We start from the raw sequence: 21,001 nt of genomic DNA on the forward strand, positions 1-21,001 counted from the left end.
GAGAGAGATACAAGGTCGGATTAGCGTTAGCGTAATCCGACAGTTTTATTTAAAAAGCTTTTGATTTTTAAAGGCACGTGTTCTTTACGCGCTGCACCCAGCGCGTGTTACTTTCTTTGCACGAGCAAAGAAAAGACACTCGCGCTCGGTGGGCGCGAAAAGAACAACTGGTTTTAAAATTTAAAAGCTCTAAAAGAAAAACAAAAAAACCACTACTTCTTCACCTTAGGCAACACCACCACACGCGTATCCGAAAACCGGTCATGCAAGGTGCGTTTCTCCTTATCGACGAGCATCCACAACATCGCCAGCCCGGCGGTCATCAATGTGACAATACCGGCCATGAAGCGCAGCAGGGACTGGCCCAGGTTGAGGGGGCTGCCATCCATGCTTTCCACGCGCAGGCGCCAGGCACGCATGCCGAGGGTCTGGCCGCCGCGCGTCCAGAACCAGGCATAGAAGATGAAACTCAGGGTGAACAGGTAGGTCTGGTACCAGGGATTGCCGGGGCTGATGGCCTCGCCGCCGCTGAAAGGCAGGGCAATGAAGCCCGCGATGAGCAGGATCGCGGCCAGCAGCAGGATATCGTAGATAAACGCGGCAAGGCGGCGGAGCAGCCCGGCAGGTGGCAGGGTCGGGAAATCGGTGTCTGTGGTCATGGTGATGTCGTATACACGGTGGTTAATGGCACGATTATGAAGGTTTTGCTGATGAATGTGCAGGAAAACTGCAAGAATGCCCCGAGCAATGCTATTATACACCCACTAATTTTCTACTTAAGCATTTGCTTGAACAGGTTTTTATCCGAATTTGAACACTTCATCAACAAGCGAGTCCGCACCGCGAATTATTCCCCGTGCCGAACACAGCATTTCCCGCTCGAATATCAGTAAAGAGGCCCTCAAGGTCCTTTACGGGTTGAAGAAGGCCGGGCATGCCGCCTACCTGGTCGGGGGCGGGGTCCGTGACCTGTTGCTCGGCCGTGAGCCCAAGGACTTTGATATTGCCACCGATGCCTCGCCGGAAGAGATCCGGGCGGCATTCCGTAACTGTCGCCTGATCGGGCGACGCTTTCGCCTCGCGCATATTCACTTTGGTCGCGAGATCATCGAAGTGGCCACTTTTCGTGCCCAGCTTGATGGCGAGGCCGAGGGCGATGTGCACATGGAGAATGGCCGTATTATCCGTGACAACGTCTATGGCACGATCGAGGAGGATGTCTGGCGCCGTGATTTCACGGTCAACGCCCTGTATTACAACATCCGTGACTTCTCGGTGATCGATTATGTTGGCGGCTACGAAGATCTGCAACAGGGGCTGTTGCGCCTGATCGGTGACCCCGAGCAACGCTATCGTGAAGACCCGGTGCGCATGCTGCGGGCAGTGCGCTTTGCCTGCAAACTGGGGATGCGTATCGAGCCCGAGACCGAGGCGCCGATGAGAGAGCTGGCGCCCTTGCTCGGTGATATCTCGCCGGCGCGACTGTTTGAAGAGGTCCTGAAACTGTTTCACGCCGGTTATGCCCTGCAGACCTATGAGCAGCTACGTCACTATGACCTGTTTGGGCAGTTGTTCCCGATGACCGAGCAGGCGCTTGCCAAGGAAGAAAACGGTTTCCCGAATATCCTTCTGGCAGAGTCCTTGCGGAGTACGGACAAGCGGATTGCGGAAGGCAAGCCGGTCAATCCTGCCTTCCTGTTTGCAGCATTGCTGTGGCAACCCATGCAAGAGTACCTGCCCAGGCTGCGGGACAGCGGCATGCCGGAGGTGCAGGCCATCCAGGTAGCGACGGACAAGGCCTTTACCCGCATGCGCGAGTCCGCCTCGATCCCGCGCCGTTTTGCCCTGATGGTGAAAGAGATTTATGTCCTGCAGGCGCGGCTGATGAACCGTGCCGGGCGCCGGGCACTGCGCCTGCTGGAACTGCCGCGTTTCCGCGCGGCATATGATTTCCTGGTGCTGCGCGCCATCGCCGATGAGTCCTTGCGTGAAACCGCCGAGTGGTGGACACGCATCCAGGAAGTTGAAGGCGAGGAACGTGACGCGATGCTGCTGCCGGCAGCGAAAAAAAAGAAGGCTCGCCGCCGCCGTAGCAAGCCCCGGAAGAAACCGGAAGGCGATTGAGACCGTGTCGGTGAAGGCCTATATCGGTCTGGGTGCTAACCTGGAGGAACCGCAACAACAGCTGGAGACAGCGCTTGTGGCACTGCACCGGCTTCCTGGCAGCCGCGTTGTCAAACGCTCCTCTTTCTACCGCAGTAAGCCGATGGGCCCGGCCGAGCAGCCCGACTATATTAATGCGGTGGCTGAACTGGAGACGACACTGGCCCCGCCGGCACTGTTACTTGCCTTGCAGGGCATTGAACAGGCACAGGGGCGAGACCGTAGCGGGCAGCGCTGGAGCGCGCGCACACTGGATCTGGACCTGTTGTTGTATGCCGATGAAATCATCCATACCGACAGCCTGCAGGTGCCGCATCCGGGTCTGGCCGAGCGAGACTTTGTGTTAGTCCCGCTGGCCGAGATTGCCCCGGATGTCGTCATCCCCGGTCAGCCGGGACTGCAAGCGTTGCTCGAACATTGCCCGGTGTATGGGCTGGAACGCCTGCCGGGTTGAGCCGAAACAGGTTACAATAAGGGCTTCTGGGTAGCGCTATACAGTTATGACTGAGACAAGACCGGATTTTATCGTCGTTGAAGGGCCGATCGGGGTAGGGAAGACCACTCTTGCCCGGCGTCTGGCCCGATCTTTTGGCAGCGAGTTGCTGCTGGAGGGCGCGGATGAAAACCCCTTCCTCGAACGCTTTTATAAGAAACCGCGTGAGGCGGCGCTGCCGACCCAGCTGTTCTTTCTCTTTCAGCGGGCCCGGCAGATGCAGGAGCTGCGCCAGACCGATATGTTCCGTCCGGTCAGGGTTTCGGATTTTCTGATCGAGAAGGACCGCCTGTTTGCCGAGCTGACCCTGGAGGACGACGAGTTTGACCTCTATGAGCAGGTTTATAACAACATGACCATGGATGCGCCGCAGCCGGATCTTGTGATTTACCTGCAGGCACCGGTCGAGGTTTTGTTGAATCGCATCAGTAAGCGTGGCCACGACTATGAACGCAATATTTCGGCCGCCTACCTGCAGCGCCTGAATGATTCCTATACACGTTTCTTCCACCAGTACACGGATGCCCCGTTATTGATTGTGAACGCCGCTGATCTGGACTTTGTGAACAGCAGCCAGGATTACGAGATGCTGCTGGAACGTGCCAAGGCCGTCCGTAGCGGACGACACTTCTTTAATCCGCAACCGTTTAACCTGTAACCATGTCGCGCCTTGACCTGAATACCTTTATGCAGATGAAACAGCGGGGTGAGAAGATCGCCGTGTTAACCGCTTATGATGTGAGCTTTGCCGGTTTGTTCGAGCAGGCCGGCGTGGAGGTATTACTGGTTGGCGATTCACTCGGCATGGTCATCCAGGGGCAGGCTTCCACCCGTCCCGTCAGCCTTGCTGACATGGTGTATCACGGCCAGGCAGTGGCGCGTGGCAGCCAACAGGGTTATATCGTTGTCGACATGCCCTATAACACCTATCAGACGACAACCGAGACCGTGGAGAATGCCCGGGTCCTTGTCGGGCAGGCCGGCGCGCAAATGGTCAAGCTGGAAGGTGGCCGCGAACAGCTTGAGGCAATCAATGCGCTGGTCGCGGCCTCAATCCCGGTCTGCGGGCACCTTGGCCTGTTGCCGCAATCGGTGACCACGCCTGATGGTTACAGGGTGCAGGGTCGTGATGCCGCGAGCGCAGAGCGCATTCTGGAAGACGCCGTATTGCTCGAACAGGCAGGCATCGGCATGCTGGTACTGGAGTGTGTGCCGGCGGGGCTGGCAAAACGAATCAGCCAACGCCTGCTGATACCGGTGATCGGCATCGGTGCCGGTGTCGATTGCGATGGCCAGGTGCTGGTGTGTTATGACATGCTTGGCATCAGTGGCGGGCACAAGGCAAGGTTCGTGCATAACTTCCTGGCAGGGCAAGACAGCATCGAGGCGGCCGTGCGGGCCTATGTCAAGGCAGTCAAAGATGCGCGTTACCCGGCCGTTGAACATACTTACCAGTAAAGACATGAAACAACTCCCGGATATAAACAGCCTGCATGAGCAGCTCCAGACCTGGCGCGCTGACGGTGAACGGATCGCGCTGGTGCCGACCATGGGCAACCTGCACGAGGGACATTTATGTTTGATCGACGCGGCGAAACGCCATGCCGATCGATGTGTGGTGAGTATCTTCGTCAACCCGACGCAGTTTGGTCCAAATGAAGACTTTGCCGCCTATCCGCGCACACAGGAAGAAGATTGCGCCCTGCTTGCGGCGCGCGGTGTTGATGCGGTGTTTCTGCCGACGGTCGACATGATGTACCCGCAGGGGGAGGCTATCAGCACGAGTATCGCCGTCCCTGAGGCGCTGGCGAATATCCTCTGCGGGGCTGCGCGGCCGGGGCACTTTAACGGTGTGGCCACGGTGGTGACGAAACTCCTCAACCTCGTCCGGCCTGACGTGGCCGTGTTTGGTGAAAAGGACTACCAGCAACTGCTCGTGATTCGTCGCGTGGTGGCGGACCTGAACATACCCGTCGAGATAATCGGCCAGGCTACGATTCGCGAGGCCAGCGGTCTGGCGATGAGTTCACGAAACCGCTATTTGACCGGCCCGCAACGTGACCAGGCCGCGCAATTGTATGCAAGCCTGCAAGCCTGTTGCGAGCAGTTGCAGACGGGCGAGCGCGATATCGCCGCTATCGAGGCGAGAGCAGAAGCCCGGCTTGAATCTGCCGGTTTCGAGCCGGAATACGTGAGCATTCGCCGGGCTGCAGATCTTGGTCTGCCCGGTGCCGCTGACAGTGAACTGGTGATCGTCGCCGCGGCCCATCTCGGGAAGGCGCGATTAATCGATAATCTGCTCTGTGGACGCTAAAAATGGCCTTTTGGGGGAATGTAACCTTATATAATTCAACAAGTTGTCGCAGAGATTTGAATGCCAGCGGGGAAAACCGGATAATACGGCCGGGCTCGCGACTGACGGGCCCTGTTTCTTACCGCAACTCAAGGGCAAAGCATGCACTTAACGATGCTTAAATGTAAGCTCCACCGAGCCTGTGTCACACACTCCGAACTGGAGTACGAAGGCTCGTGTGCGATTGACGGGCACCTGCTGGATACAGCGGGCATCCGTGAATATGAGCAGATCCAGATCTATAACGTGAACAACGGTGAGCGGTTCACGACCTACGCTATTCGTGCCCAGGATGGCTCCGGCATTATTTCCGTGAATGGTGCGGCCGCGCACAAGGCTGACCCCGGTGACCGGGTCATCATCTGCAGTTATGTCTCGCTGAGTCAGCAGGAATTGGCCGGTTTCCAGCCAACCCTGGTCTATCTCGATGAGAAAAACGAGATCACACACACGCGTAACACTATTCCTGTTCAGGTTGCCTGATTCCGGCCGATACAATATCGAGACTCCCGTGACACGCAACGGTCACGGTATACAGACGATATAAAAAGGAAGCGTGATAGATGGTCGATTCCTACGATGGTCGCGACTTTCGACGTATGAACATCGACTGCGAGGTTGTTGTACGTCGTATTGGCGAAGATGTCATCATTAACGGCACAGCAACCAACCTTAGTGCTACGGGGCTTTTGTTCAATTGCGCGACAGCACTCGAGTTCGATGAAGTACTCGAGATCAAAATCTCCCCCGGCAAGGAAGGCCTGACGCCACCCCTGCATGCCATGGCACGCGTGGTACGGGTAGAAGCCGGGGCCGGGGATGATTACGCTATTGGTTGCTTGATTACCGAAATGATCGATTAACCCCGGCAGCGCCCCGGCGCGTTACTTGCGGCGCCTCATCAAGCAGTTGGACGACGCCGGATATGAAGGCTCTCGGGCTTGCTGCGGCTACCTGCAACAGGGTTCTATGCATATGGAACATGCGAACTTTTATTTTCACGATGTCCTCAACGACTTCCTGCCTGCCGGCCTGGCAGGCAAGGCCTGCCCCTATCATTTCGATGCCCATCCCGCGATCAAAGATGCGATCGAGGCGATGGGTGTGCCACATACCGAGGTGGCCGTTATGCTTGTTAATGGTAAGGCGGTTAATTTCTCATATGGGTTGAATTACGGTGATGTGGTTCACGTTTATCCGCATGCTGCACACCCTTTCGTTGCCAATGAATACCGGCAGGATTTCCTGCCGATGGGATGTCCTGTTTTTGTGCTGGATGTTCACCTGGGAAAGTTGGCCCGCTACCTGCGCACGGCGGGTTTTGATACGCTCTATACTCCGGTCGATATGGGGGATGCCGAGATTGCTCATGTCGCCGAACGGGATGACAGGATCGTCGTGACACGCGATGTGGGCTTGCTCAAGCGCAGCCAGATCCGCTATGGCTACTGGCTCCGGCAAACGCAGTCCCGCCAACAGTTTCGCGAGCTGGTCTCGCATTACCGGCTGAAGGATTTGTTCAGGCCCTTCTCACGTTGTCCGCACTGTAACGGTAAAGTCAGGCAGGTAGAGAAAAGCACCGTCAGTAAGCGTCTTCCGGGCAGGGTGGCAAGTGATCCCGGACTGCAAAATTTCGTGCAGTGTTGTGATTGCGGGCAGGTCTACTGGGAAGGCTCGCACTATACCCGCATGCAAGAATTTTTCGACAGTGTTTGATGAAATAAGAAAAGATCCCAAAAAAGGGCACTGCCGGTAAGCATCGCCCTTTCTAAACCAAACCTTGTGCATCGAAGGCTTAACCGGTGTTACGCATACCCTGGGCGATAGCGTTGATGGTTCGCAGTAACGGGTTGCGCCAGATATCACGTTCATCGTCACTGACGCTTTCATCGCGCAGGCGGCGTAAAAGAGTCGTCTGGATATGGTTGAGCGGATCGAGATAGGGATTGCGACGCTCCAGTGAGAAGGCCAGCGCAGGGGTTTCCTCCATCAGGTAGCTGCAGTTTGAAACCCGCAGCACCTGCTCTTTGGTACAGGCATATTCGTCACTGATCTTGCTGTGCAGGCGTTCGGCCATGGCGCTGTCTTTGCACAGATCAGCATATTCGCGGGCGATGTTCATATCACCTTTGTAAAGCGCCATTTGCGAATTACTCAGCAGGGCGCGGAAGAATGGCCATTCCCTGTACATGCTTTGCAGCTTCTCGATACGTTGCGGGTCATTGTTGTGCCACTTGCTCAGGGCGGTGCCAATACCATACCAGGCAGGCACTGTATGCCGTGATTGTGCCCAGCCGAAGACCCAGGGTATGGCACGAATCGAGTTCATGGATCGGTCAGACTTCTTGCGATGTGAGGGACGCGAACCGATGTTAAGCAGGCCGATCTCTGAAACCGGTGTCGCCTCATAGAAGTAATCAAGGAACCCTTCGGTACGGTTAATGAGTTCGCGGTAGCAGTCTTCACCAATCTGTGCCAGTTCGTTCATGATCTCGAGATACTCGGTTTGATCATCTTTGGGCGGGACGATCAAACTGCGGCTGGCCTTCATCAGGCCGGTAACCCCCATGCTGAGTTCATAACTGGCGGTCTCAACATTGCTGTATTTGTATGAAAGGACTTCACCCTGCTCGGTGAACTTGATCTCGCCGTACACGGTATCCGCAGGCTGCGAAAGGATCGCGTGATGAGTCGGGCCACCACCTCGGCCAATGGTACCGCCACGACCATGAAACAGGCGTAGATCGATACTATACTGGCGCGCGAGCTCGGTGATCTGGCGTTGTGCCTGGTACAGGTTCCAGCCGGAGGCGAGAATACCGCCATCCTTGCAGGAGTCAGAGTAGCCCAGCATGATTTCCTGACGGTTACCCGCGACCTTGAGCAGGGCGGCATAGTTCGGGTTGCTGAACAGGGCCCGCATGACCGGATCGATGTGTTGCAGGTCTTCCACGGTTTCAAACAGCGGGCTGATTGAAATATCACAGAACCATTCGCCCTCTTTCTTGCCGGCCAGGCCACACAGGGAAGCCAGGAACATGACTTCCATGATGTGACTGGCCGCATGGGTCATGGAAATAACATAGCTGCCAAAGGCCTGCTTGCTGACCTCCTGCTGCATCTGGGCCATGACCTTAAAGACGGCAACGGTCTCGCTGGTCGGTTCACTATAAGCGGCTTTGTCCAGCGTGATGTCGTCATGGTCAGCCAGCAGACCGGCCAGTTTTTCCATGCGTGCGGTTTCATCCAGTGCGGCATAGTCGATGCCATTGGCCTGCATGATTTCGACGACCGCCTCGGTATGGCGGGTGGATTCCTGGCGAATGTCGAGATGCGCAAGGAAGAAGCCGAATGTCTCTACCAGACGTATCAGATCAAGCAGGTCCTGATCAGCAATATTCCTGTCACCATGACTGCTCAAGGAATCATGGATCATCTTCAGATCAGCAAGCAGCTCATCTTCATTCTGATAACGACCCTCGAAACGTTCACGGTCATTACCGGCCAGCTGGTTCTTGACCGTGCAGAGTGACAGTTCCAGACGGTAATGCATAAGGTGCAGTTTGCGACGATAGGGTTCATGACTGAAACGGTTCGGATTATCGGCAAAGGCACTGCGACAAATGTCATCCTCACATTCAATGCTTTTCCTGATAGCGGCACTTGGCTCGCAAAGCTGACTTGAGTGCGTGAGTTTGTGTCCGAGCCGACTAACGCGATGCAGGTACTCGAGCAGCATCACACGTTTTTGCATCCGCAAGGCCTCGACCGTCGTCTCCGGTTTTACAAACGGGTTACCGTCACGGTCGCCACCAATCCAGGATCCAAAGCGCATAATTGTCGGGATATGAATCTTTTTGGCTTCCTCTCCGTAGATACGGCGAAGTGCTTTCTCCAGGTAGCGGTAACTGCGGGGGACGGCCTCGAACAGGGATTCACGGAAATAGTACTGACCGTTACGGATCTCGTCGCGAACCTTGGGCTTGTGCACGCGGACTTCATCGGTCTTCCACAGTACCTGGATCTGTGACTTGATATCTTCAACGATCTCCTCACGTTCGCTCTTGCCCAGGCGTGGGTCGTTGAGTCTTTCACTGGTGACAAAGACACGGCGGAGTGTCTCAAGGATAGTCCGGCGCTTGGCCTCGGTCGGATGGGCGGTGAAGACAGGCATGTAATTCAGTTGACTGAGCAGGGTTTGCAGTTGTTCGGCAGTGATGCCCTGATCGCAGAATTCCTGCAGGGTGTGATTAAAAGACCCTTCCCAGAGTGGCCCACTGGTGCGGACCTGCTGGCGGCGTTGGCGGTGCTGGTAGGCCTCTTCGGCGATGTTGACCAGGCTGAAATAGGTGCTGAAGGCCCGCACGACGTGGGTGGCCAGTTCTGGTTCAAGCCCCTCGATAATCCTTTTCAGACGGCGTGCCCTGGCAGCATCATCCTTCTGGCGCAAGTTGACGTAGCCCCTGCGCAGGGTCTCGACGGCCCTGTAAACGCGCTCCCCAGCCTGCTCATGGAGGACATTACCGAGTAATCGACCGAGTAACTTGACCCGACTACGGAGCTGCTTATCGCTGATCTGGGTTGCCATAAAAAATAAAACCGCCTGTAAACAATTGGTTACAATAATAGTGGCGAGAATATAGGAATACCCTCGCCATACAAAGTGGCGCATTATACCTGTTTTGGGGACATATCGCAGGCTTCACCGCCATACCTTATATACTAGGACGAGGGCAGGTTGTTTCGGTTCTGGTTTTGCTGTTTCGTCAGTCAGTTGGCAGAATGGTCCGAACCGCCTGTGTTGCAAGCGAACGCGGTGACGTGAACCCGTTCAAGGTTTGGAAGGCATGAAAAGTTGATAATCACAGGCACTAATAACAATAGAAAAGGAGCCCGCGATGCCGGACATTAATGTCATTCTGGATTCGATGCATCGGGCGATGCGGAAAAATCCGATTTTTGGCGACTTGCTGTCGCAGCAAGATCGCGAGTACTTGCTGGCGCGTGGGACGATACGTGTAGTCGAGGCCGGTGAGATCCTGTGCCGGCAGTACCAGCGGGACCGCAATGTATTTGTCCTGATCAATGGTGCCGTTGAGGTTACCGAAGAGGTGCAAAACAAGACCGTTTCGCTCGGCAAGTTATATTCCGGTGAAGTCTTTGGCGAGATCGCCGCGCTATTCATGATGCCCCGCATCGCGACGGTGACAGTGTTGAAGAATTCCGTAGTACTGGATATACCTGGTGAGGTACTAGGTGAATTGATCGAGCAGGTGCCGGTGTTACGTGATGCCGTTTTCGAGCGTTATCACAGGCGCAGTATCCAGACGGCCCTGAAGTCGGTAAGTATATTCAATTCGCTTACTGACGAGGCCTTTGATGAAATGTGCAAGGTGGCCTCACTGGTGACGGCACGTAAGGGTGAACGACTGATTCGTGAAGGCGAGTTGGGTGATGCCTTGTATATAATCAATTACGGTATCGCACGTGTCTTTACGACGATTGACAATACCGAGCTGAACCTGGCCCTGTTACGCCCCGGGGACTATTTTGGTGAGTGGTCATTATTGACAGGTGCGCCACGTGCGGCTTCGGTAGCTGCCGTGACACAAATGGAACTGGTGCGCCTTGGCTGTAGTGAATTCCTTGAATTTATCCGTAAATTTCCCAATATTCAGGAAAGCATTGACCTGGTCGCGCATGCGCGAAAATCACGCACCGAGCATGCACGTACGCGTCCCGAGTCTGAAAGTGATGTACAGACTATCCTTGCCGATATTGAAACAGTACTGATTGCCGAGCATGAGGTTAATGAGTAGAATTTTCGCACGATACCGGTTTTTAAATCATAAAAAATACAAGGTTATATTTTATGGGGCAGGATGTGATTGAACTCTCCGCACAGGAATGGCGGGAACGCCTGAGTGACGAGCAATTCCATGTTTGCCGCGAGAAGGGTACCGAACGTGCCTTTAGTGGCAGATACCATGACTGTAAGGATAAAGGCATTTACCGGTGTGCCTGTTGCGGAGAGCCACTGTTTAATTCAGAAACCAAGTTTGATTCCGGTACCGGTTGGCCGAGCTTCTGGCGGGCACTTGATGAAGTCGCTATAGAATCTGATGTCGATGTAAGTCACGGCATGCGACGTGAAGAGGTGCATTGCCGCAAGTGTGGATGTCACCTCGGACATGTGTTCCCCGACGGTCCACAGCCAACCGGTCTGCGTTATTGCATTAACTCGGCATCTTTGACGCTAGAGAAAGAATAATTTTCAAATGGAGAAAATGTGATGAAAAAGATTACCTGTGCGGCCCTGTTTTTATGCCTGTTTTCTGCCCTTGCCCAGGCCGCGGTCAAGACCGAAGAAGTGACTTACAAGGACAACGGCACCGAGCTAAAGGGCTACCTGGCCTATGATGACGCCATACAGGGCAAACGCCCTGGCATTCTCGTTGTACACGAGTGGTGGGGTCATAACGATTATGCGCGCAAGCGTGCCCGCATGCTGGCCGAGCTCGGTTACACCGCGCTGGCCATAGATATGTACGGTGATGGCAAGACCGCCAACCATCCGGATGATGCCGGTAAATTTGCCAAGGCAGTAGGTAGCGATTTGCCGCTTGCCAAGGCCCGTTTTCTCGCCGCGCTAAACCTGTTGATGACGCATGAGACAGTCGACAAGGACAAGACTGCCGCGATCGGCTATTGCTTCGGCGGCGGTATAGTATTGCAAATGGCAAGACAGGGTGTTGACCTTGATGGTGTGGTCAGCTTCCATGGCAGCGTTGCCACTACTACGCCGGCGAGCAAGGGTGATGTCAAGGCCAGCGTGCTGGTTTATAACGGGGCAGATGACCCGTTTGTGAAACCGGAACAGATCGCAGCCTTCAAAAAGGAAATGGATGAGGCCGGCGTCGCGTATGATTTTGTAAATATTCCCGGCGCAAAACACAGCTTTACGAATCCTGCGGCGGATGATTTTGCGAAGCAGTTCGGTATGCCGCTGGCCTATGACAAGAGTGCGGACGATCTGTCATGGCAGGGTATGCAGGACTTCTTCAAGAAAATCTTTAAGCAGGATTGATGATCAGGAGAAACTTGAACTTATCCGTGAATATTACACAGCGAATTATATAAATAGACAGGATTTACAGGATTGACGGGATAAAAAACAGCACGAATAAAATCCTGTTATGTCCTGTAAATCCTGTCCATATTATTTTTTGGTTTTCTTCTTTTCTTTAGACTTTTCCTTGCTCTTCTTGGCGCGTTTCCTGGCCGCATCTTTCTTGCGTTCGGAAGACCATTTTTCTTTTTTGCGCTCGGTCTTCTTTTTTGGCACCGGGCTGTCTTCCTGTACCTTGCCTCGCGGTTTCTTCTGCACCGGCGCGTCGCTGAAAGTTGAGCCATCGGCAAGACTGATGTTTAACGGCTTGTGGCAGACCCGAACCTTTATGAGGTGCTGGAAGTTCGTTTTTGACAGGTCCTTTGGCAGCTCGACGGTGCTGTAGTCATCATAGAGCTTGATGTGGCCGATACTGGAAAAATCCAGACCGACTTCATTGGCAATGGCGCCGACGATGTTCTTCGGCATTACACCGTCATCGCGACCGACCTCGAGACGATAGGTAACCATGTCGGCTTCGTTATCGGCACTGCGATGCTTGTCTGTCTTGCGCGGGCGTTCCTGGCGTTCGCGTGTTGGTGTTTCCTTCCGCGATCGCGGTGATTCTTTTTCCTGCCGTGCCTGGGGGAGTTCCTTCATGCGCAGCGGGCGTTCGGTTTGCACCTGTTTTGCCAGTGCAGCGGCTATTTGTTCAACGCTGATTTCATGTTCATGCTTAATCTGGTCGATTATGTCGTGGAAGAAATCCAGGTTACCTGATTCAATTGTTTCGAGTATCTTTTCCTTGAACTGGGCGATACGCTTGTTAGTGATTATTTCAGAAGATGGTAGCTGTACCCGCTCGATTTTCTGACGGGTGGCGCGCTCAATGGCGTGCAGCATGCGCATTTCCCGAGGCGCTACAAACAGGATGGCGCAACCCTTGCGGCCGGCACGACCGGTGCGGCCGATGCGGTGTACATAGGATTCGACATCATTCGGAATGTCGTAGTTAATCACATGCGATATGCGCTGCACATCGAGACCACGAGCAGCGACATCGGTGGCGATAATAATATCGAGCTTCTTGTTCTTTAACTGCTGGACAGTGCGTTCACGAATATCCTGACTGATGTCCCCATTCAGGGCTGCGCAACGATAACCCCGTGCCTCGAGTTTCTCCGCAAGTTCCACTGTTGCGGTACGGGTGCGGACAAAAATGATACTGGCATCAAAGTCCTGTACTTCCAGGATCCGGGTCAGGGCATCCAGCTTGTTGGTGCCGCTGACCTGCCAATAGTGCTGTTCGATAGTCTCGACAGTACTGGTTTTGGTTTTGATCTTGATCTCAACAGGGTCGTTAAGATGCTTGCGGGCAACCTTGCGGATAACATCGGGCATGGTCGCGGAAAACAGCGCGATCTGGCGCTGTTCAGGGGTCTGTTCGAGGATCCATTCGACATCGTCGATAAAACCCATGCGTAGCATTTCATCGGCCTCGTCGAGCACCATCGCGCGTAGTGTATCGAGCTTGAGGCTTTTACGGCGCATATGATCCATAACCCGCCCCGGTGTGCCGACGATAACGTGCGGGCCACGTTTCAGGTGTTGCAGTTGCTGGCTCATACTCTGGCCACCATAGATAGGTAAGACATGAAAACCTTTCAGGTGCCGTGCATAGGTCTGGAAGGCCTCGGCTACCTGGATAGCCAGTTCACGCGTCGGGGTCAGAACCAGGACCTGCGGCTGTTTGACAGCCAGCTCGAGCTTATGCAGCAGCGGCAGGGCAAAGGCCGCGGTTTTTCCCGTCCCGGTCTGGGCCTGGCCGAGCAGGTCATGGCCCGCCAGCAAGGGCGGGATACTTTCCGCCTGGATCGGCGACGGGGTTTCATAGCCGACTTCTTGCAGAACCTGAAGAATGGGAGCAGACAGGGCCAACTGTTCGAAGTTGGCAATCTCGGTGGACATGGGGGTGCGCCTTGGTTAATAGGGTAATCGCCGGATATGGCGAATTACCGAGTGGATAATATCGTGCCGGGATCATACCTGATTTTGCCGCCAACACCCAGATATATGCGGGTTAATCGGCTATTTCAGCATTAAAATCGTAACCACAGGGGGTGTACTGTGAAGGCTTGATTGCGTTTGCTTCTGGGGGCAGCGGGCCTTCGCAATCTGGAAACACCTGCTAAAACCTGGTAACCGATTGGAAATTATAGTAAAAAAATCAGGAAACCGTGTCTTTGAGGGGAAACTGAAATGGTACCGAGGGTCGGACTCGAACCGACAAGGTGTCTCCACCGGGGGATTTTGAATCCCCTGCGTCTACCAATTTCGCCACCCCGGCACGGGTCAGGAGGTGACATTCTATAGTATTTCCTGTTTCGCTCAAGCCAAATCTGGTTACCCCCGCTAAACAAGACGGAAACAATTACCCACAGCGGGGACTCGGCTCCCGCATGTATAACCGGTGTTTACATTTCACACTGCAATAGTCTCTGCGAGAGCAACCTGGTCTGCCGATTTATAAAACAGGGGCTTTTAAAAATAGTGTTACAGCTCTCCCGCTGTATACCGGACATTTAGTGCTGACAGAGAATATGTGAACGGGAAATGTTTTAAAGGACTGAATATGCTGTGCCAGTTCAGGCGGGTCAGCACGCCGCTACGTAGCTGGTAAATAATCTTGTAAGCTTGATTGTGCATAGCCCCGGGTCTTATGAGTCACGATCTATTCCCGGCTCTGTTAGAATCCCGCCATGCAGCGCAGTGATTTTCATTTTGATCTCCCCACGGAACTGATCGCCCAGCAGCCCGCCGCAGAGCGCGGCGGCAGTAGGCTGTTGTGCGTGAATGTCGCCGATGCCACGCTGGCGGATCGCCGCTTCAGTGATCTGCCTGAGCTGTTGCGGGCCGGTGACCTGCTGGTATTTAACGATACCCGCGTGATCCCGGCGCGCCTGCACGGCCACAAGGCCAGTGGTGGCAGGGTCGAGGTGCTGGTCGAGCGGCTGCTGGATACCCGCCACGTACTGGCCCACATCCGCGCCAGCAAGACCCCGAGACCCGGTAACCCGTTGCGCCTCGAGGGCTGTATTGATGCCGAGGTGCTGGGGCGGGAAGGGGAGTTGTTCAAGCTCCGCTTTGATGACTCGCGCGAGGTGCTCGAGATCCTCGAGGCCCACGGGCACATGCCATTGCCTCCTTATATAGATCGCGAGGATGCGGAGCAGGACCGCGAGCGTTACCAGACCGTGTATGCGCAACGCCCCGGTGCAGTAGCCGCACCCACGGCCGGCCTGCACTTTGACGAGGCGATGCTGACGACATTGAAAGATATGGGGGTGAATAGCACGCAGGTGACCTTGCATGTGGGGGCAGGCACCTTCCAGCCGGTACGCGCGGATGATATTCGCGATCACCACATGCACAGTGAATACATTGAAGTCAGTGCCAAAACGGTGGCCGCGATTGAACAGACTCGTGCCGCCGGGGGCCGTGTCATCGGCGTGGGCACGACCAGTGTCCGCGCGCTGGAGAGTGCCGCGCAGGCGAACGGTGGGGTGCTGGCACCGTTCAGCGGCGAGACCGATATTTTCATGTATCCCGGTTACGAATTTCTGACCATTGATGCGATGCTGACCAATTTCCACCTGCCGGAGTCCACCCTGATTATGCTGGTGAGTGCCTTTGCCGGGCATGAGCTTATAATGACCGCCTACCGGCATGCCGTAGAAGAACGTTACCGTTTTTTCAGCTACGGCGACGCGATGTTTATCAGCAAGTTGTGAGTATTTAATAATAAAGCCCAACGCAGAGGCGCGGAGACGCAGCGAACGCGAAGGTTAATGAAGAATAGAATCGTAAGCTCGCAATGCCGTATTTGTATAGGCTTAAAATGAAAACTCTAATACTTATAATTATTTTCTCCGCGTTCTTCGCGCCTTTGCGCCTCTGCGTTGGGCTTTGGGATTGTTATAACTATGAAATTTGAATTACACACCACAGATGGTCAGGCACGTCGCGGCCAGTTGCAGTTTGCGCGCGGCACGGTTGAGACCCCGGCCTTTATGCCGGTCGGCACCTATGGCACGGTCAAGGCCATGACCCCGGAAGAACTGCGTGACATCGGTGCCGAGATCATCCTTGGCAATACCTTTCACCTGATGCTGCGGCCGGGCACGGCAATTATCGAGAAACATGGCGATCTGCATGATTTCATGCACTGGGACGGGCCTATCCTCACCGATTCGGGCGGTTTCCAGGTCTGGAGCCTGGGCAAGCTGCGCAAGATCACCGAGGCAGGCGTGCACTTCAGCTCGCCCGTGAACGGCGACAAGGTTTTCATGGGCCCGGAAGAGTCGATGGCGGTGCAACGCGCCCTGGGGGCCGATATCGTCATGATCTTTGACGAGTGTACGCCGTTTCCGGCCACCGAGAAAGAGGCCCGCGATTCCATGGAACTCTCGTTGCGTTGGGCGGCACGGAGCAAGCAGGCGCACGGCGATAACCCGGCGGCGCTGTTCGGCATTGTGCAAGGCGGCATGTATGCACACTTGCGCGAGGAATCCCTGGCCGGGTTGGTCGAGATCGGCTTTGATGGTTATGCCCTCGGCGGCCTCTCGGTCGGCGAGCCCAAGGAGGAAATGCTGAAGGTGCTCGATCGGCTGGCCGGACAGATGCCCGCGGATCGACCACGTTACCTGATGGGCGTAGGCACGCCCGAGGACCTGGTCGATAGCGTCTGTCGCGGGATTGATATGTTTGACTGCGTGATGCCGACTCGCAATGCCCGTAATGGACATTTGTTCACCAGCGAGGGGGTCGTGCGCATACGCAATGCCCCCTACCGTGATGACACGCGCCCACTGGACCCGGCATGCGAATGCTACACGTGCAAAAACTATACTCGGGCCTATCTGCACCACCTTGACCGGGCTAACGAGATCCTCGGTGCACGTCTCAATACTATACATAATTTGTATTATTATCAGGCACTCATGCGTGGTTTGCGCGTGGCCATTGCGAGTGGCACCCTGCAGGACTTCGTGGATGATTTCTATGCAAAACGCGACCAAACCGCGCCGGCTGTGTCATAATAGCCAAAGTTTTAACTGAGCAATAACGAGAGAAGGTTAAATATCATGAGTTTTTTCATTTCTGAGGCCCTCGCCGAGGGTAATGGCCAGGCGGCCACACAGGGCGACCCCATGACCAGTCTCATCTTTATGGTCGTCATTTTTGCCGTATTTTATTTCCTGCTTATCCGGCCACAGGCCAAGCGCGCCAAGCAACACAGGCAGCTGGTAGCGTCGTTGAGCAAGGGTGACGAGGTACTCACATCTGGCGGGATCTACGGCAAGCTGAGCAATGTGGCCGATGACCATGTGGACGTCGATATTGCCGATGGCACAACCATTAAAGTGCAGCGTCAGGCGGTGGCATCGGTGTTACCGAAGGGCACAATCAAGAGTTTGTGAAGGCAAAAGCCTCTAAGCAGATATGTGTAAGGAAACAATGCAGTCGGCGGAAAGCCGACAGCGCACAACAAAACGATAGATAATTTATGAACCAGTATCCGCTCTGGAAATACCTGTTAATCCTCTTTGTCATTGCTGTCGGTGTGCTCTACGCCGTGCCGAACCTGTATCCGGGTGAGCCGGCTGTGCAGGTGTCGCCGTCATTGCGAGGCGCCAAACTTGATCCGGGTCTTGCCGATCGAGTCAGGACCATTCTCGATGACAAGGCCATTGTCTATCGGCGCATCGAAGCCAGTAGCGAAAAACTGATCGCGCGCTTTGATGACACCGAGTTGCAGCTCAGGGCCAAGGATATTATCAAGGAGGAGCTGGGGCGTGACTTTGCCGTGGCCCTGAACCTCGTACCTACTACGCCCGAATGGTTGCGTTCGATGAACGCCTTGCCGATGTATCTCGGTCTGGATCTGCGCGGCGGGGTGTACTTCCTCATGGAAGTGGATATGGAGGCTGCCGAGCGTCTCGGTGAAGAGCGTTATGTCAGTGATGTTCGTTCCGCGCTCCGTGATGAAAAGATCCGTTATCTGACGATTAACCGTGTGCCTGGCAATGAAACCCGCACCGGTGGTGTTGAAGTGAAATTCCGTGACGCCGAACGTCGTGACAAGGCACATGCGATTATCGCCACGGAATTTCGCAATCTGGAATTGACTGATGAAGAACGTGATGGCGCCTTTTATCTGCGTGCCAGCCTGAGCCGGGATGAAATTATTGAAACAAAGCGTTCGGCCCTGCAACAGAATCTTTCCACCTTGCGTAACCGGGTGAATGAACTCGGCGTGGCCGAGCCGATTATCCAGCAGCAGGGGGATACCCGGATCGTTGTACAGCTGCCCGGCGTGCAGGACCCTGTCTATGCCCGGGATATTCTCGGCGCCACGGCAACCCTCGAATATCACGCCGTGGATACCGAAAACGATCTGCAGGAAGCCCTGCGCGGCCGCGTACCGCCAGGTTCACGCATATATAAGGAACGTAACGGCAACCCGATCCTGCTGAAGAAGCGCCTGATCGTGACCGGTGACATGGTCGTGAATGCCGCCTCCGGGATTGACCAGCGTGCCGGCAGCCCGATGGTCAGCGTGACCCTCGATGATGCCGGGGCCAAGCGCATGCTCAAGTTCACCAAGGAGAATGTCGGTAAGCCCATGGCCGTGGTCTACATCGAGACCAAGACGGTGATCCGCAATATCGATGGCGAGGAAGTCCGCCAGCGCAAGAAGATCGAAGAGGTCATCAGTGTCGCCAATATCCTCGAGCCCTTCAGCAAGCGCTTTCAGACTACTGGTCTGGATAGCCCGGATGAGGCCCGCCAGCTGGCATTGTTGCTCCGTGCCGGTTCACTGGCCACGCCAATCGACATCGTCGAGGAGCGGACCATCGGGCCGTCACTCGGGCAGGATAATATTGACAAGGGCACCCGCTCGGTCATCATCGGTTTTGTGCTGGTGCTCGTGTTCATGGTCATGTGGTACCGCGGTTTCGGCTTGGTCGCAAACCTGGCCCTGGCCATGAACCTGGTTCTGATTATCGCGGTATTGTCGATGCTGCAGGCCACACTGACCCTGCCCGGTATCGCCGGTATCGTCCTCACCGTGGGCATGGCGGTGGATGCCAATGTGCTGATCTTTGAACGTATCCGGGAAGAGCTCCGCATAGGTAACTCACCCCAGGCGAGTATTGCGGCCGGTTACGATAAGGCGCTCTCGACTATTGCCGATGCCAATGTCACGACCTTGATTGCCGCGGTCGTCCTGTTTGTATTCGGGACCGGGCCGATTAAAGGTTTCGCGATTACGCTATCCATCGGCATTGTCACTTCCATGTTTACCGCCATCATGGGTACCCGGGCAGTAGTCAACCTGGTCTGGGGCAAGCGCCGCCTGACCAAGCTGTCGATTTAAGGAAACGACCATGCAGATATTCAAGCAAGCCGCCACATTCAACTTCATGGGCAAGCGCCGCCTGGCGATGGTGCTGTCATTGCTCCTGATTGCAGCCTCAATTGCCTCGCTGGCCACCAGGGGGCTGAACCTCGGGGTCGATTTTACGGGTGGGGCCGTGATCGAAGTTGGCTATGAACAACCGACGGAACTGGCCGGGGTGCGTGCGGCCCTGGCGAAAGACTATGGCGATGCCCAGGTACAACACTTCGGGGCCTCTACCGATGTGCTGATTCGGCTGGCACCGCGCGAGGGCATTAGCAGTGTGGATTTGAGCAAGAAGCTTATCGACACCTTGCAGGCGGCGTCAGAAGACGAAGTTGAAATGCGCCGCGTTGAATACGTCGGCCCACAGGTAGGCGATGAACTGACCGAGCAGGGGGCATTTGCCATTCTGTATGCCCTGTTCGGCATCTTTGTTTATGTCTTCCTGCGCTTTCAGTGGCAGTTTTCGGTCGGCGCGGTGGCGGCCTTGTTTCATGATGTGTTGATAACCCTGGGGTTTTTCTCACTGCTGCAACTCGAGTTTGACCTGACCGTCCTTGCCGCCATTCTGGCCGTGATTGGTTACTCTCTGAACGATACTATCGTCGTGTTTGACCGCATTCGTGAGAATTTCCGTCGTCTGCGTACCAGCAACCCGCTTGATGTAGTTAATATTTCCATTAATGAAACCCTGTCCCGCACCATCATCACCTCGTTGACCACGATGCTGGTTTTGCTGGCCCTGTTCTTTCTCGGTGGCGAGTTGATCCACAGTTTTGCCACCGCGCTGCTTGTCGGTGTTGTTGTCGGTACTTACTCGTCTATTTATGTGGCCGGTTCCGCCTCACTGTCACTGGGCGTGAGCAAGGCCGACCTGGTACAGGTAAAGCCGGAGAATGTGAATCCGGATGGCTCACAGGTCTGATTAGACCGCCTTAACCGGGTCAAACAAAAACGGCGACTGATACAGTCGCCGTTTTTTTGTCTTTGGAGTTGGGTCAAGCTGTTGCTGCGGTTTAGGTGGGCCACTAAATCCCAATCATCAATCAGCGATCATAAATCATCAATTCCTGTTTTATGCCGCTGCCTGTTTCTTGCGCTTCAGGGGGATAACCACGGCACTGTCTTGCCCGGCCTTTTCGGTTTCTGTGGCTGGCAGGGGCGAATCGACAAAGTCCTCAGGTGAATCGATGCCGAGGATCTCAAAACAATGCCCGCCCCTGGGGGAAAAGCCGCTCATGTTGGCAAGTTCTTCCATGCCGTCGATCACGTCACGCATAATCAACTCGAGCGCCTTGCTAGTCTGCAGATTTTTAGAATCGCTGAATTTTTCGAGGTCATACCGCTTCGGCATTTTGATACCCAAGTGTTTGTGTTGTGTATTTACTATGTCGGACAACACAGGCAAAACTTGAGTGA

General features: G+C 54.9%; 20 protein-coding genes and 1 tRNA gene. 16 read left to right on the forward strand and 5 right to left on the reverse strand.

What is annotated here, in order from left to right; all coding sequences use genetic code 11:
* Positions 1 to 212 precede the first annotated feature (212 nt).
* Positions 213 to 659: an RDD family protein gene (locus RQ738_RS05595; protein ID WP_314162728.1), complete on the reverse strand. Its 447-nt coding sequence runs from the start codon at positions 657 to 659 to the stop codon at positions 213 to 215.
* Between the two features lie 151 nt (positions 660 to 810).
* On the opposite strand from RQ738_RS05595, the gene pcnB reads away from it, so the two are divergent.
* The 8 genes from pcnB (at position 811) to RQ738_RS05635 (ending at position 6,725) form a co-directional block, all read left to right on the forward strand.
* Entirely contained in the window at positions 811 to 2,124 is a 1,314-nt protein-coding gene (gene pcnB, locus RQ738_RS05600; RefSeq protein ID WP_314162730.1) for a polynucleotide adenylyltransferase PcnB, read from the forward strand.
* 4 nt (positions 2,125 to 2,128) lie between these two features.
* Positions 2,129 to 2,617, forward strand: a complete 489-nt coding sequence (gene folK, locus RQ738_RS05605; RefSeq protein ID WP_314162731.1) for a 2-amino-4-hydroxy-6-hydroxymethyldihydropteridine diphosphokinase — start codon at positions 2,129 to 2,131, stop codon at positions 2,615 to 2,617.
* 46 nt (positions 2,618 to 2,663) lie between these two features.
* On the forward strand, positions 2,664 to 3,314 hold the full coding sequence (locus tag RQ738_RS05610; protein ID WP_314162732.1) for a deoxynucleoside kinase: 651 nt from the start codon (positions 2,664 to 2,666) through the stop codon (positions 3,312 to 3,314).
* Positions 3,315 to 3,316: 2 nt separating this feature from the next.
* A complete protein-coding gene (gene panB / locus RQ738_RS05615; RefSeq protein WP_314162733.1) occupies positions 3,317 to 4,114 on the forward strand; it encodes a 3-methyl-2-oxobutanoate hydroxymethyltransferase in 798 nt (265 codons plus the stop codon).
* A 4-nt stretch (positions 4,115 to 4,118) separates the two neighbouring features.
* Positions 4,119 to 4,970 carry a pantoate--beta-alanine ligase gene (panC, locus tag RQ738_RS05620; protein WP_314162734.1) on the forward strand — a complete coding sequence of 284 codons (852 nt, stop codon included), beginning with the start codon at positions 4,119 to 4,121 and terminating at the stop codon, positions 4,968 to 4,970.
* A gap of 141 nt (positions 4,971 to 5,111) precedes the next feature.
* Positions 5,112 to 5,492 carry an aspartate 1-decarboxylase gene (gene panD / locus RQ738_RS05625; RefSeq protein ID WP_314162735.1) on the forward strand — a complete coding sequence of 127 codons (381 nt, stop codon included), beginning with the start codon at positions 5,112 to 5,114 and terminating at the stop codon, positions 5,490 to 5,492.
* A gap of 80 nt (positions 5,493 to 5,572) precedes the next feature.
* Positions 5,573 to 5,872, forward strand: coding sequence for a PilZ domain-containing protein (locus RQ738_RS05630; RefSeq protein ID WP_314162736.1), 300 nt, complete (start codon positions 5,573 to 5,575; stop codon positions 5,870 to 5,872).
* A 112-nt stretch (positions 5,873 to 5,984) separates the two neighbouring features.
* Entirely contained in the window at positions 5,985 to 6,725 is a 741-nt protein-coding gene (locus RQ738_RS05635; protein WP_314162737.1) for a Mut7-C RNAse domain-containing protein, read from the forward strand.
* A gap of 79 nt (positions 6,726 to 6,804) precedes the next feature.
* Here the strand turns inward: RQ738_RS05635 and ppc are convergent, their stop codons facing one another.
* Positions 6,805 to 9,597, reverse strand: coding sequence for a phosphoenolpyruvate carboxylase (gene ppc / locus RQ738_RS05640; RefSeq protein ID WP_314162738.1), 2,793 nt, complete (start codon positions 9,595 to 9,597; stop codon positions 6,805 to 6,807).
* A gap of 310 nt (positions 9,598 to 9,907) precedes the next feature.
* On the opposite strand from ppc, the gene RQ738_RS05645 reads away from it, so the two are divergent.
* From RQ738_RS05645 to RQ738_RS05655, 3 genes are read left to right on the forward strand one after another with little or no spacing between them, the layout of a single operon-like run.
* The gene (locus RQ738_RS05645) at positions 9,908 to 10,828 is read left to right on the forward strand and encodes a Crp/Fnr family transcriptional regulator (protein ID WP_314162739.1); all 921 of its coding nucleotides are present in this window, start codon (positions 9,908 to 9,910) and stop codon (positions 10,826 to 10,828) included.
* A gap of 53 nt (positions 10,829 to 10,881) precedes the next feature.
* Positions 10,882 to 11,280, forward strand: a complete 399-nt coding sequence (gene msrB / locus RQ738_RS05650) for a peptide-methionine (R)-S-oxide reductase MsrB (RefSeq protein WP_314162740.1) — start codon at positions 10,882 to 10,884, stop codon at positions 11,278 to 11,280.
* A 21-nt stretch (positions 11,281 to 11,301) separates the two neighbouring features.
* The gene (locus RQ738_RS05655; protein ID WP_314162741.1) at positions 11,302 to 12,096 is read left to right on the forward strand and encodes a dienelactone hydrolase family protein; all 795 of its coding nucleotides are present in this window, start codon (positions 11,302 to 11,304) and stop codon (positions 12,094 to 12,096) included.
* Positions 12,097 to 12,228: 132 nt separating this feature from the next.
* Here RQ738_RS05655 and RQ738_RS05660 read toward each other — a convergent pair whose 3' ends face one another.
* Both RQ738_RS05660 and RQ738_RS05665 read right to left on the reverse strand, forming a co-directional pair.
* Entirely contained in the window at positions 12,229 to 14,085 is a 1,857-nt protein-coding gene (locus RQ738_RS05660; protein ID WP_314162742.1) for a DEAD/DEAH box helicase, read from the reverse strand.
* Between the two features lie 292 nt (positions 14,086 to 14,377).
* A tRNA-Leu gene (locus tag RQ738_RS05665) sits at positions 14,378 to 14,464 on the reverse strand.
* A 412-nt stretch (positions 14,465 to 14,876) separates the two neighbouring features.
* Here RQ738_RS05665 and queA point away from each other — a divergent pair.
* The 5 genes from queA (at position 14,877) to secF (ending at position 20,507) form a co-directional block, all read left to right on the forward strand.
* Positions 14,877 to 15,908, forward strand: a complete 1,032-nt coding sequence (queA, locus tag RQ738_RS05670) for a tRNA preQ1(34) S-adenosylmethionine ribosyltransferase-isomerase QueA (RefSeq protein ID WP_314162743.1) — start codon at positions 14,877 to 14,879, stop codon at positions 15,906 to 15,908.
* 192 nt (positions 15,909 to 16,100) lie between these two features.
* On the forward strand, positions 16,101 to 17,216 hold the full coding sequence (gene tgt, locus RQ738_RS05675) for a tRNA guanosine(34) transglycosylase Tgt (RefSeq protein WP_314162744.1): 1,116 nt from the start codon (positions 16,101 to 16,103) through the stop codon (positions 17,214 to 17,216).
* A gap of 45 nt (positions 17,217 to 17,261) precedes the next feature.
* Positions 17,262 to 17,597, forward strand: a complete 336-nt coding sequence (gene yajC / locus RQ738_RS05680) for a preprotein translocase subunit YajC (protein ID WP_314162745.1) — start codon at positions 17,262 to 17,264, stop codon at positions 17,595 to 17,597.
* Between the two features lie 86 nt (positions 17,598 to 17,683).
* Positions 17,684 to 19,558: a protein translocase subunit SecD gene (gene secD / locus RQ738_RS05685; RefSeq protein ID WP_314162747.1), complete on the forward strand. Its 1,875-nt coding sequence runs from the start codon at positions 17,684 to 17,686 to the stop codon at positions 19,556 to 19,558.
* Between the two features lie 10 nt (positions 19,559 to 19,568).
* Positions 19,569 to 20,507, forward strand: a complete 939-nt coding sequence (secF, locus tag RQ738_RS05690; RefSeq protein WP_314162748.1) for a protein translocase subunit SecF — start codon at positions 19,569 to 19,571, stop codon at positions 20,505 to 20,507.
* 150 nt (positions 20,508 to 20,657) lie between these two features.
* Here the strand turns inward: secF and RQ738_RS05695 are convergent, their stop codons facing one another.
* Entirely contained in the window at positions 20,658 to 20,936 is a 279-nt protein-coding gene (locus tag RQ738_RS05695) for a hypothetical protein (RefSeq protein WP_314162749.1), read from the reverse strand.
* Positions 20,937 to 21,001: the final 65 nt, after the last annotated feature.

It is taken from the genome of Sulfuriflexus sp. (genome assembly GCF_032250955.1).
Lineage (GTDB): Bacteria > Pseudomonadota > Gammaproteobacteria > AKS1 > AKS1 > Sulfuriflexus.